Source organism: Acinetobacter sp. TAC-1 (genome assembly GCF_029025845.1).
Classification (GTDB): domain Bacteria; phylum Pseudomonadota; class Gammaproteobacteria; order Pseudomonadales; family Moraxellaceae; genus Acinetobacter; species Acinetobacter guillouiae.
This window is the reverse complement of sequence record NZ_CP118892.1, coordinates 4,116,466-4,129,593: the sequence shown is the minus strand read 5'-3', so window position 1 is coordinate 4,129,593 and position 13,128 is coordinate 4,116,466. Positions and strand designations below refer to the sequence as shown.

Genomic DNA, 13,128 nt, shown 5'->3' with positions numbered 1-13,128 from the left:
AAACGAAAATAAAAAATACGCGGTGAGGGAAAATCATGCGTTACATCGGTCTAGTCGTTTTGATCAGTTGTGGGTTGGCAGCTTGTCAAAGTCATCAATCTGTTGAACAGCAACCTGCAAAAGTTGTTTCAACTTTAGATCCAATCGATTTCAAAAAAGAAGATTCGTTGGTTCATGAAAAGCTTGAACAATATAAAGTTGCATCATTTTCTACCGGATCTTGGGTCAATCAAAAACCGGGGCAATACTTTAAGCTGGTTAAACCACAGAATCCTCAAGCTGCAATTGTGTATTTTTATCGACCAGACAGTCGTTGGAATAGACAAGAAATTATTCCAAACAATTTTTTTCTGAATGGTAAGAAAATTCCAAGTTTGATCAGTAATCATTATTACTGGATTGAACTGGCTGAAGGTGACTATAAATTAAGTCTCAGTCGCCCATTAACGGTTTTTCATTTCCAGAAACCCAAAGTTGCTTACTTCTCAGTGGAAGCTGGCGGGCAATATTTTGTCAAATATGAAGAAGAAAAATTTCGCGGTGGACCCAATGGTGAAGCAGGGTTATTACGTGTAGGGCCTTTAATGCAAATGCCTACCCGACAAGGACTTAAAGAAATTGCAATGACTCAACTGAAAACTCCAGGCCTTAATTTCGTGGCTGAAGTGACTGCAGATGGTCGTGTGATCAAACCTAAAGAAAAAATCAAAGGTGAACCGTACAAAGTGAGTGATGATGTGCATTTGGGACAGCAGTTTAAACTTTGGAACCCAATGACTTGGTGATCTATCGCTAGAGATGCTTGATATAGAAAAGAGAGCGAGGCTCTCTTTTCTTATTTGTTTTATTGAGTATTTGCGGCCTTTTTTAAAGCATCTAGTTTTTTAGTCACTTCTTTAAAGTCTTCAGATGCGTTTTGTACACTTTTAATCAGTTGGCTGTTCATGACTTTCATGGTTTCTTGAGCAACTTGAGGTGTTTTTTTCAGAATCGACTGTCCAATTGCACTTGAATAAAAATCAATTTGAGCTTGAACTTCTTCAGCACTGTATATGTCTTTATAAATCTTAAGATAAACAGGTTTGATTTGATCCCAAGCAATGGTTTTTTTACTTTGCTCATACATTTTGTCAGCAAGCTCATTGGCGACAATTTGTTCTTGTGGGTTGAGCTGATCTTTTTTTACCGTCATTTGAATGATTTGGTAAGCTTGTTGATCCAACTGAGGGCGAATTTGTTGTATGGTTTCTTGTAGCAGTTCATCAATATTCATGACTTTTAATAATTGTTGAACTTGTTGGTCTGAAGCGGGCGCTGCAAAAGCAAAATTTGTGCTGATACATGCGCTTGCAAGTAGTAAGTGTTGGAGTAATTTCATAAAATACCTATATAAGTTCTGGTTGTAATTCACATCATAAAATGGTTGAGTAAAAGCTTATTCAACTTGAAGAATTGGCTTTAAAATCGTTTCCATTTTTTCTTTCAGGGCTTTTTGATTTTCTACTTTTAGCATTTTTTCTTGAGAAAACTTTGCGGTTTCTTGCATGACTTCTGTCATAAGCGTGTTCATCTTTTGATTGATGGATTGTCCAATCGGTGTACTTAAAAAAGCGATATTGGCTTGAACTTCTTCTTCAGTAAAGGTCTTTTTAAATAATGATTTAAACATGTTGAGATATTCTGGGTCAGTCACCAGCTGCTGTTGAATATCACTATACAATGCACTAATTTGTAGTGCTGCATTTTGCTGATCGATATTCAATGTTTGAGCCCCCGTCACTTGGCGAACAAGTGCTTCTGCTTGATCGTCAAAGTAGGGTTGCATATCACGAGTACTTTGTTTGAAAATCTCTGAGATATTGGAGAGTTGCATCAATTTGTCGACACTTTTATCTGTTGCTGGAGATGCAAAACTTGACATTGTGATACAGCATAAACTTAAAGTTAAAACGAACTGCTTAATTTTCATAGGTTTTCCATTATTTATTTTCATCTAAATGATGCAGTTGCTGAATAATTTCTCCAATTTTATTGCGATATTGTTGGATAAATTGAGGGTCATTGACTGCCTTACGAATAGCTGCATTGCTTTCTAGGAATATTTCTGTGTCAATATTGGCAAGTTTTGTGTACAGCTCTTGGCTCGACGTTGTGTCATGCTGTGAGAGCATTTCAATTTCTTGAGAACTTAACGATTCTAAAAGAATTTGTTTGGTTTGGGCGATAAATTGTGGGTCTCGGAGAATATTTTCTGGTATTGCCTGATAAATCTCTACAATTTGAGGGATGATTTGTTTTTCTTTATCAGTGAGTTCTATTGTACTTGATCCGTTTTTGATTAAATTTTCCGCTTGATTTTGATAAATCTTTTTTGCACTTTCATTGTATTGTAGGCGCCATATTTGATTGGTAATGATACCTTGCGCTAGTCGGTCAACAGCGTCACTATCAGTGTTTGAAGCAAAACTTTGAATAGAGATCAAGCATACAAATAATCCAGGAAAAATAATATATTTTATAAAGTTCATGATCTGACTCAAAATAAAAAGCACTCTAATCATAGAGTGCTTTTTAAGTGATGCTCAAGCTTAATCTAAGCTTTAGATCAGATTATTGTGCAACAGCATCAACCACTGGGATTTTACCAATTTTGGCTTGCCAGATTTTAGGTGCAGTCGCATGAATAGAAGTACCATTGACATCAACTGCAACAGATACAGGCATGTCTTGTACTTTAAATTTATAAATAGCTTCCATACCTAAGTCAGCAAATGCAACAACTTCTGCTTCACGAATGGCTTTAGATACTAAATAAGCAGCACCACCAACAGCCATCAAATAAGTTGCTTTATTGTCTTTGATCGCTTCAACAGCAGCAGGGCCACGATCCGCTTTACCGATCATACCAAACAAGCCAGTCGCTTCAAGGACTTGACGTGTGAACTTATCCATACGTGTTGCTGTTGTTGGACCAGCAGGGCCTACAACTTCATCACCGACTGGATCTACAGGTCCCACGTAGTAAATGAATTTACCTTTGAGATCTACAGGTAACTGTTCGCCTTTATTCAACATGTCAACCATGCGTTTATGCGCAGCATCACGACCTGTATAGATGGTACCGTTCAATAATAATGTATCGCCCGGTTGCCATGAGTTCATTTCTTCCTGTGTGATATTGTCTAAGTCAACACGTTTAGATGTTGACGTATCCCAAGTCACTTCAGGGTAATCTGAAAGTAAAGGCGCTTGAATATGTGCAATACCTGAACCGTCTAACTGGAAATGAGCGTGACGAGTTGCAGCACAGTTTGGAATCATACCGACTGGTTTACCAGCAGCATGGCAAGGGTAGTCTTTGATCTTGATATCAAGCACTGTGGTTAGACCACCAAGACCTTGCGCACCGATACCCAATGCATTTACTTTTTCAAAGATTTCAATACGCAGTTCTTCAATTTGGTTCTGTGGACCACGGCGAAGTAACTCGTCCATATTGATTTCTTCCATGAGCGATTCTTTTGCAAGCATCATGGCTTTTTCAGCAGTACCACCAATACCAATACCGAGCATTCCTGGAGGACACCAACCCGCACCCATCGTTGGTACAGTTTTAAGTACCCAATCTACGATCGAGTCAGAAGGGTTAAGCATTGCCAGTTTAGATTTATTCTCTGAACCACCACCTTTCGCTGCAACAGTAATATCGACTTTATTGCCTGGAACGAGTTTGTAGTGAATTACAGCAGGTGTATTGTCTTTGGTATTTTTACGACCAAAAGCAGGATCTGCTAAAACTGAAGCGCGGAGTACGTTACTATTTTCTAAATAACCTTGGCGTACACCTTCATTGATCGCATCATCTAAGCTCATGGTTAAATCAAATTTAACATCTAAGCCCACGTCAACAAATACGTTAACAATACCAGTATCTTGACAGATTGGACGATGACCTTCTGCACACATACGTGAATTAATTAAGATTTGTGCAATTGCATCCTTTGCAGCTTGGTTCTCTTCACGATCATAAGCACGGCTCATCGCTTGGATAAAGTCTTGTGGATGATAGTACGAAATGAACTGAAGCGCGTCCTTGACCGATGTGATCAAGTCATCTTGTTTGATAATAGTTGTCATATCAAAAATCTCTTGAGCGGGCTGTTAGCTAGCGGGCTAAATTATACGTGATATTGCTTGTTTTGTGGTGGCTTAGATCTAATTTCAGCCTAAAGTTTTATGATTTTATTTGAGAAACTCAGCTTATATTTTGATTGATCAAGTCAACTTTTCTACTTTTTATATAAATGATGATAAAGCCGTATTGAAATAAATTTCAGATTTTACAGGGTGAGAAAAGCTCTATACTCTATTGAGTCAAAAGCTTGGGCTAAATAACAACAACATGGAAAACTATACGCATCTTGCGGAAAATATTATTGAAATTTATACAAAGCATGCTCGTGCATGGACTGAATTACGCGGGGAATTTCTTTATGAAAAAGCGTGGTTGGATCGCTTTTTAACTTTAATTCCAGCTCATTCCCATATTCTTGACTTGGGCTGTGGCTCTGCAAAACCAATTGCAGCTTATTTGATTGAGCAAGCGAATACTGTGACAGGTGTTGATAGTTCTGATGTGATGATTGAAATGGCGAAACAGAATTTTCCTGATCGCACTTGGATTTTAGCTGATATGCGAACAGTAGATTTAGATCGCAAATTTGATGCAATACTCGCTTGGGATAGCTTTTTTCACCTTACACCACAAGATCAGCGAGATATGTTTGAAATTTTTGATCAATATACAAAAGCTGGCGCTGCTTTAATGTTTACCAGTGGACCATCACAGGGTGAAGCGGTTGGAGAGATGTTTGGTGATGCGCTGTATCATGCCAGCTTATCATCCGCTGAGTATCATGAACTATTTAAAAAATATAATTTTGAAGTGATAAAGATGATTGCTGAAGATCGTGATTGTACTGGGCATACTGTTTGGTTAGCCAAGCGAATATAAAATACCTAGATGAAAATAAATTAAGCAATAAATACAAAAATATCTAAAAATTTTAATATTCTCAAATTAAGAGATTCATATATTTTAATTATGAGTATTAAAGTTATTTTTTAGTTTAATTTCTAAATAAGTAAAAATAATCCCACTTAATTTAATATACTTTTCACGTTTATTTTTTAGATCATCATTATTTTGTAGTTAAATTAGCGTGTTATTGTAAAATTTAGTGAAAATTCATATTATAATGATAATAATTCTCATTATTTTTCTTGGTGCAATAATGCCTTTTGTTAAAAAAAGCTTAACTTTAATGATGCTGTCGACGGGAGGGCTTTTCGTTTCCTCTTTAACATTTGCAAATACAGATAGCAGTGAAGAACAGAAAAAAAGCACAGCAACGCTTCCCACCATTGTCATTGAAGCAATGAATGATGGTGACCCAATAAAAACATATGTGGACTATAAACAAGCCAATGTTACGAGAAATGGTTTAGATAAAAAAGATATACCACAAACGATTGATACAATTGATGTTTCGAAATATAAGCTGTATGGCGCAAATGATTTGAGTGTTATGTTACAAGGCACACCAGGCGTTTCAACCAGTTATGATATGCGTGGTGATGGTATTATGCTGCGTGGGTTTAGTGCGGATTCTGGAGATATCTATCGTGATGGTGTGCGTGAAAGTGGACAGATACGTCGCAGTACCGCCAATGTTGAACGAATTGAAATTTTAAAAGGTCCTGCATCTGTATTATATGGCCGTAGTGGCGGTGGTGGTGTGATCAATATGGTCACCAAATATGCAAATTTTGATTCGGGAAGCTCAGTTGGGGCATACGTGGGTTCTTATGATAATGTTGGCGGAACGCTTGATATTAATAAAGTACTTAATGATAACTGGGCTGTACGTTTGGTTGGTGAAAAGTCCGATACCAATAGCTTCCGTTCCGATATCGGCGCCAATGAGGAAATGATTTCTCCAAGTGTGACTTATCGTAGTGATGATGAAAAACTACTTTGGACGACCGAATTTACTTACGACAATATACATCGAGTTCCTGATCGTGGTCCTTCCTATGAGAACTTGCCTACAGGGACTTCAATTAAGATGGGGTTTGCTCAATCTGGAGATTATGTAGAAGATATTCTTCAAACAATGCGTACAGATGTTAAATATGAATTTGCGCCAAATTGGAAATTTCATTGGGGTTTAAGTCATCGTGAGTCGGAACAAAATTTTGATCATTTTTATTTAGGCTCTATGTGTACTGCAGATGTGAAGCCAACGAATACAAATAAAGGATGTTATAAAGGTTATGTCAATCAAATTTATTATTGGCAGCAAACAACCAATAAAACCACAACCAATACTTGGGATATAACTGGTGAGTTTAATACTGGGGCGATTAAACATAATGTTCTAGTCGGTACAGACTGGTCTTATGAACAGCGAGAACCTTTACTATCAAATAAAAACAAGGATGGCTCATTGATTTATGGATTTGTGAATCCACTAACAGGTGATCGTTTTAGTAACCGTGGCACAGGGCATATTACGACCTCTCACAATTATAATGAAGGAACAAATTATGCGCTTTTCCTTCAGGATCTCATTAGCTTTAATGATCAGTTTAAAATGATGTTAGGTGGGCGTTATGATTACTATGAGTCAAAAACCACAAATAAATTAGAGAGTTCAACATCATACCGACAATCACGTGCAGTTAAAGATGAGACATTTAGCCCAAATGTAGGTTTTGTATGGCAACCCGTCCCTGAACAAAGTCTATATGCATCTTATAGTCGAAGTTTTTCACCCTTTGGCGGCAATATGGGCGTCAATGTTATAAATGCAACAGATGATCTAAGTGCATTTAATTATGAGCCGCAATATCTTGATCAATATGAAGTGGGTATAAAAAGTGATTGGCTGGATTCTAAGCTAAACACACAATTATCTGTATTCAATATTAAAAAACATAATATCCGCGCACGTAAAGATCCAGATGATAATAACTCGCCTTATGTTGTTGTTGGTGAAAATGAATCTAAAGGATTAGAGTTTAGTTTTATTGGTCAGGCACTGAATAATATTTATGTTCGAGGTGGCTATGGTTATACAGATGCCAAAATTACTAAACATGATTTAAGACCTGAATTGGTTGATAATAATTTACGCAATGTTTCCAAGCATACAGGCAATTTGTTTGTACGTTATCTTCCTACCGAAAAAATTTATGGCGAGGTTGGTGCAACCTATATGGGGGATTATTATACTTCTGATGAAAATACCACCAAAATGCCAGATTGGACTCGTATCGATGCTGCAATTGGTTATAAAGATGATAAATGGGGGGCGACGATTGCTGTGAATAATTTAACAGATAAAGAATATTGGCGTTCAAACGCTATGCCAGGTACTCCGCGTAATTATTTATTTCGCGTGAACTATTTCTTCTAAGCTTTAATCTCATTGAAAATAAAGCTGTCTAATACCCATGATAGCAATTGAATCGATGGGGATATCAGTATCATAAAGACTGATTTATGAATTTTTCGTCAGTACATTAAATAAACCACCCAATTGATTTGGGTGGTTTTTTTATGTCTAGTAGATCAGCATTAATGTGCAGCTTGTTGTTCTGACTGAATCGCCGTTAATGCAATGGTAAAGACAATATCATCTACCAATGCACCACGCGACAAGTCATTTACAGGTTTATTTAAACCTTGCAGCATTGGACCAACACTGACCACATTAGCAGAGCGTTGAACTGCTTTATAGGTGGTATTGCCTGTATTGAGGTCTGGGAAGATAAACACATTGGCACGCCCAGCAACTTGAGAGTCTGGTGCTTTAGAGCGTCCAACACTTTCAACAGATGCAGCATCATATTGTAAAGGGCCATCAATCAGTAAATCTGGACGACGTTGTTTGGCAATTTCCGTGGCTTTTGCAACTTTTTCAACTTCCGCACCTGCACCTGAAGTACCGGTTGAATAGGAAATCATGGCAATACGTGGGTCAATACCAAATGCTTTTGCCGAATCTGCAGATTGAATTGCAATCTCTGCCAATTGCTCAGCATCTGGATCAGGGTTGATCGCGCAATCACCATATACATAAACTTCGTCTGGTAACAGCATAAAGAAGATTGAAGAGACCAAGGAGTATTCTGGTGCAGTTTTGATCAGCTGGAATGCAGGGCGCACTGTATTGGCGGTGGTGTGCACAGCACCAGAAACCAGTCCATCGACTTGATCAAGTGCCAGCATCATCGTACCGAGTACTACAGTATCTTGCAGTTGCTCACGTGCTTGTAATTCGTTGAGTTTACCTTTGCGTAATTCAACCATTTGGGTCACGTAGTTTTCACGGATCAGATCTGGATCAATAATTTCTAAATCCACAGGGAGTTCAATATTACGTGCTTTGGCGACTTCAAGTACCGCTTCAGGCTTTGCTAACAATACACATTGTGCAATACCACGAGATTGACAAATTGCTGCGGCTTGAATGGTACGCGGCTCATCACCTTCAGGCAGTACAATACGTTTTTTTGCAGCAATCGATTTTTGTACCAATTCATGACGGAATGCAGAAGGAGATAAACGGGGTTTATAGTCACCATTCAACATTTGGGTCAACCATTCTGGATCAATATGGCTTGAAACGAATCGGGTCACTTGATCGGCACGTTCAGTATCATCCACAGGAATTTCATTGCTTAAATTGGCAAGTTGCTGTGCTGTTTCAAAGGTACTGAGTGGTGTGTGTAAAATCGGTAGACCATTTTTAATTGCAGACTGGCAGAACTCTAAAACCAATGGATTTGGCTCATGGTGTTCAGTTAAAACTAAACCTGCGAGTGGAATGCCATTGCTGGTGGCTAAACTACTCGCCAATAACACATCAATACGATCAGAAGCACTGATAATCAGTTCGCCTGCAACGAATTTTTGTAGTTCATGTTCAATATTTGAAGCAATTAAGCTGCTGTGCAATACACGGCGTGTGTTGGCTTTGCCCTGATTAATCCACGTGGCTTGAATTTGTTTTGCTAAGTCTGAGATGCGAGGCACACTCAAGGTGTCACTGAATGGAACTAAGCCAATAATTGGAAATGTTGCTGAGCCGATGTGTGCATGAGTTTTTTGAATTTCAGTTTTAAATTTTTCAGTATCTGCAACTAAACGTAAGCTTGGATCAATGGTCACCGGAATTTGTGCAGATTCTGCAGGTAGACCACGGGTACGCATAAACAGTACGCCTGCATTACGCGATGATGATGCACCACCAAAATTACGTACTTGTGCTTCAACTTTTTCAGCAGTTTGTTCTGGTTTTTCGATATTAGCATTGCTGACAAAGATAACTTTGGCATCCAAAGCTTGCGCCAAAGAGGCATTTAAATCACTGGCAAAAGCATCACGTGCAGTAGGGACTAAGCCTTCTACAATCACAATGTCATGGGACTTTGCAATTTGGCGTTGTAAGCTGACCGCTTCTTCAAGGAGCTCATCTGTTTCACCATCATTGAGCTGTTGTGTGATTTTTGCATAAGCTATCGGTTCAACCGTATCTAATTTTGAGATATGACGGTAAAGCGCAGTGGTGCGGTCTGGTTCAGCGATTAATTCTTGTGAAAATGGTTTTACAAAGCCTGCTTTAACGCCTTGGCATTCCAATGCATAGACTAAACCTAAACACGCAGACGTTAAACCTACGCCTTCCCCAGTTGGAACCAATAAAATTGTTTTCATAGACGATTCTTTAATCAGTAAAAATATGTGAATTCATGGATAAATTGAAGATGAATATCTCAAATCATCTGCTTCACTCAACATCTTTTTGGTGGTGTATACAGTGATCGCAAAACGATATTCATCTACAAGGCTGGTTTATATATTTATGCCAGCTTAAGCGATTACAAAACAGCTTTATATCAAAATCTGGTCAAGATCAATTGTAATAACGAGCTTGAGTATGCGGCTATTTCAATAGGTATACCCAAAGCTCGTACAAGACTTACGACAGCTTAAGCTGTCGCAATATCAGATTCAGGCTTTTTTGCGGCCTGTTGTACCTCGTGTTCTACAACATGAACGGTTTCTTTAGCAATACGACCTTCTTCATCGGTTGGTATGACCCAAATTTGAGGACCTGTTCCAGCATCAATTCGACCTTCTGTACCACGTTTTAAACCGTCATTCTGTTCTTTGCTGAGGTTGAAACCGAAGTGTGGTAAGTAAGCAATGGTTTTTTCACGAATATAGGCAGAATTTTCACCAATACCGCCTGTAAAGAATAAACCATCGATACGTGGTAAACCGCAGCTTAATGCCGCAAGTGATTTGGCTAAACGATAACAGAATACTTCAATCGCCAAAGTCGCATCTTCATTGCCTTGTTCTGAAGCTTCAATCAAGGTACGCATATCATTTGAAAGATCTGATAAGCCCAGTAAGCCTGATTCACTGTTCAGCATTTTATCAATTTTATAGATGTCCCAGCCCAGATTTGAAGCAAGGAAGCTATGAATACTTGGATCAACATCACCACTACGAGTACCCATGACCACGCCTTCAAGCGGAGTCAGTCCCATGGAGGTATCGACACTTTGACCATTCCAAATGGCGCAAGTGGAGCTACCATTGCCTAAGTGTGCTGTTAACCAACCGCCATGTTTATAGCTCCCCGCGAGTTCAGAACCACGTTCAGAAACATAGGCATGACTGGTACCATGGAAACCATAACGACGAACGTTGTGTTGTGTATACAGGAACTTTGGTAAAGCATAACGATATGCATGTGCAGGCATGGTTTGATGGAATGCTGTATCAAATACTGCAACTTGCGGTAATTCAGGGAATAGGCGCATTGTCGCATCGATACCGACTAAATGAGCAGGGTTATGCAGTGGTGCAAGTGGTGTTGCTTCACGAATTTTTTCTACAATTTCAGGCGTCAATAACTCAGCTTTGGTTAAGGTCCCGCCATGAACAACACGGTGTCCAATGGCTTGAGGTTTATACTGTGATAAACGACCTAAGATGGTTTCTAAAGCTTTTTCATGGTCTGCATAGGGAATTGAAAGCTCAAGTGGTTGATTGCCCGCCGTGATTCCTTTAATACGTGCATCAGCAGAGCCTAGATTTTCTGCTAAACCAAAGATTCGATCTTCACGACGTTCAGAAACAAGCGCATATTTGATTGATGAAGATCCGCAGTTAATTACTAATACTGATGTAGACACGTTTGAATACCCGAAATTATAATTTAAAAAAGTCATCCTGATTGATCTGATTATGCTTGTTTATAAAGGGCAAATTAGATCAGCAGTCATGTTGTACCATGTGTAGTTTTTTTGTCCTAGATAGACTTTAGGTGATTAGACTTTTGGACTATCGACCTGATATTGATTAATAATTAATATTTATCAATTGATTGTTAAAAATTATCACTCATTGTTGTTTTAATCTATCTGCATTCTATAGTTTCTTGTAAATAATCTTGTCCTATCCAAAGGCAATCTTTGCGTCTTTCTAAAAGACAAGCACATATTTTTTATCAAAATTTTAAATTGATTGATATTTTTACTGTGCATTAAAAATAAAAACTCAGCACTTATGTTTGAGATAAATGCTGAGTCGAGTTATTCAAGCTTGGAATCAATGACGAATTTGACCATCGCCTAAAACAATCCATTTTTGCGAGGTTAAACCTTCAAGACCGACTGGGCCACGGGCATGAATTTTATCGGTAGAAATACCAATTTCAGCACCTAAACCATATTCGAAACCATCAGCAAAACGCGTCGAAGCATTGACCATAACTGAACTTGAATCTACACGGGTTAAGAATTGACGCGCTAAGCTAAAGTTTTCAGTGATGATTGCATCGGTATGATGTGAGCCATATTTGTTAATATGTTGAATGGCTTCTTCAATCCCAGTCACAATTTTCACTGCCAAGATTGGACCTAGATATTCTTCATACCAATCTTCTTCACTGGCTGGTTTTACAGCATTGCCTAAGATTTTTTGAACATTGATACAGCCACGCAATTCAACGTTTTTTTCTGCATAAAGCTCAGCGATTCGGGGTAAAAACTCTTCCGCAATTTTTTCATCAACCAACAATGTTTCCATTGCATTACACACACCATAACGATGTGTTTTTGAGTTTAATGCGATAGGAAGTGCTTTATGTAGATCCGCCTGCGCCTCAACAAAAACATGGCAGTTTCCATCAAGATGTTTAATCACAGGAATGGTTGCTTCATTGGTAATGCGTTCAATCAAACCTTTACCGCCACGAGGTACGATGACATCGACATACTCAGACATGGTAATCAATTGACCCACGGCAGCACGGTCAGTGGTGTTAATCACTTGTACACAAGTTTCAGGTAAGCCCGCTGCTTTTAAACCATGTTGAATGGCTTCAGCAATTGCTTGATTTGAATTCAATGCCTCCGAACCACCACGTAAAATGATGGCATTGCCAGATTTTAACGCAAGTGAGGCAGCTTCAAGGGTAACGTTTGGGCGTGATTCATAAATCATACCGACCACACCTAAAGGCACGCGCATTTTACCAATCTGAATACCTGTTGGACGGAAAGCAAGATCCGTGATTTCACCAATCGGATCGACAAGGCTGATGACATCTTTTAAGCCTTGTAACATTCCTTTAAAGCGTGTGGGGTTGAGTTCTAAACGATCAAGTAAAGCACTATCCAATTGATTGTCACGACCTTTGCTCATGTCAATTTGGTTGGCGGCCAAGATTTGCGGTTGACTATTTTCCAAAGCAGTATAAATCGCAGATAAGGCATTATTTTTTGCAAGTGTAGTTGCGCCTGCCAAAACACTAGCGGCTTGGCGTGCTTGCTTCCCTACAGTTTGCATATACTGTTCAATTGAGTCTTGCATAGCAGTTTATTTGATCATTAAAAATTTCCCTTTGATAGTAGCAGTCTAAGTAAAGCCAAGGAAGTATTTCACTGAAATAAACTTATTTTGCAGCGTTGAAGCGTTAAATATCTTGCAAAATCTTTTGCCATTTAAACTGGATAAACGGTCAATTTAGCGATTGCGTATAA

Annotated in this window: 10 protein-coding genes; 3 read left to right on the top strand and 7 right to left on the bottom strand. The window is 38.6% G+C overall.

Features of this window, described 5'->3' with window-relative positions; all coding sequences use genetic code 11:
• Window positions 1-35: 35 nt before the first annotated feature.
• Window positions 36-785, top strand: coding sequence for a DUF2846 domain-containing protein (locus tag PYV58_RS19240; RefSeq protein ID WP_004726536.1), 750 nt, complete (start codon window positions 36-38; stop codon window positions 783-785).
• Between the two features lie 59 nt (window positions 786-844).
• Here PYV58_RS19240 and PYV58_RS19235 read toward each other — a convergent pair whose 3' ends face one another.
• The 4 genes from PYV58_RS19235 to PYV58_RS19220 all read right to left on the bottom strand — a co-directional run bounded on the left by PYV58_RS19235 (window position 845) and on the right by PYV58_RS19220 (window position 4,137).
• On the bottom strand, window positions 845-1,378 hold the full coding sequence (locus tag PYV58_RS19235; RefSeq protein ID WP_004818905.1) for a DUF2059 domain-containing protein: 534 nt from the start codon (window positions 1,376-1,378) through the stop codon (window positions 845-847).
• Window positions 1,379-1,435: 57 nt separating this feature from the next.
• Window positions 1,436-1,969, bottom strand: coding sequence for a DUF2059 domain-containing protein (locus PYV58_RS19230; protein ID WP_004818906.1), 534 nt, complete (start codon window positions 1,967-1,969; stop codon window positions 1,436-1,438).
• Between the two features lie 10 nt (window positions 1,970-1,979).
• Window positions 1,980-2,528 (bottom strand): hypothetical protein, encoded by a 549-nt coding sequence (locus tag PYV58_RS19225; protein WP_034609739.1) that lies wholly within the window; start codon window positions 2,526-2,528, stop codon window positions 1,980-1,982.
• Between the two features lie 82 nt (window positions 2,529-2,610).
• Window positions 2,611-4,137, bottom strand: a complete 1,527-nt coding sequence (locus PYV58_RS19220; RefSeq protein WP_004726542.1) for a fumarate hydratase — start codon at window positions 4,135-4,137, stop codon at window positions 2,611-2,613.
• Window positions 4,138-4,402: 265 nt separating this feature from the next.
• Here PYV58_RS19220 and PYV58_RS19215 point away from each other — a divergent pair, with 265 nt between their 5' ends.
• Window positions 4,403-5,014 carry a class I SAM-dependent methyltransferase gene (locus PYV58_RS19215; RefSeq protein ID WP_034609743.1) on the top strand — a complete coding sequence of 204 codons (612 nt, stop codon included), beginning with the start codon at window positions 4,403-4,405 and terminating at the stop codon, window positions 5,012-5,014.
• Between the two features lie 280 nt (window positions 5,015-5,294).
• Window positions 5,295-7,481, top strand: coding sequence for a TonB-dependent receptor (locus PYV58_RS19210; protein ID WP_034609746.1), 2,187 nt, complete (start codon window positions 5,295-5,297; stop codon window positions 7,479-7,481).
• A 161-nt stretch (window positions 7,482-7,642) separates the two neighbouring features.
• Here the strand turns inward: PYV58_RS19210 and pta are convergent, their stop codons facing one another.
• From pta to PYV58_RS19195, 3 genes are all read right to left on the bottom strand, one after another.
• The gene (gene pta / locus PYV58_RS19205; RefSeq protein ID WP_034609754.1) at window positions 7,643-9,784 is read right to left on the bottom strand and encodes a phosphate acetyltransferase; all 2,142 of its coding nucleotides are present in this window, start codon (window positions 9,782-9,784) and stop codon (window positions 7,643-7,645) included.
• Between the two features lie 275 nt (window positions 9,785-10,059).
• Window positions 10,060-11,277: an acetate kinase gene (locus tag PYV58_RS19200; protein ID WP_034610100.1), complete on the bottom strand. Its 1,218-nt coding sequence runs from the start codon at window positions 11,275-11,277 to the stop codon at window positions 10,060-10,062.
• A 415-nt stretch (window positions 11,278-11,692) separates the two neighbouring features.
• A complete protein-coding gene (locus PYV58_RS19195) occupies window positions 11,693-12,958 on the bottom strand; it encodes a glutamate-5-semialdehyde dehydrogenase (protein WP_034609758.1) in 1,266 nt (421 codons plus the stop codon).
• Between the last annotated feature and the right edge of the window lie 170 nt (window positions 12,959-13,128).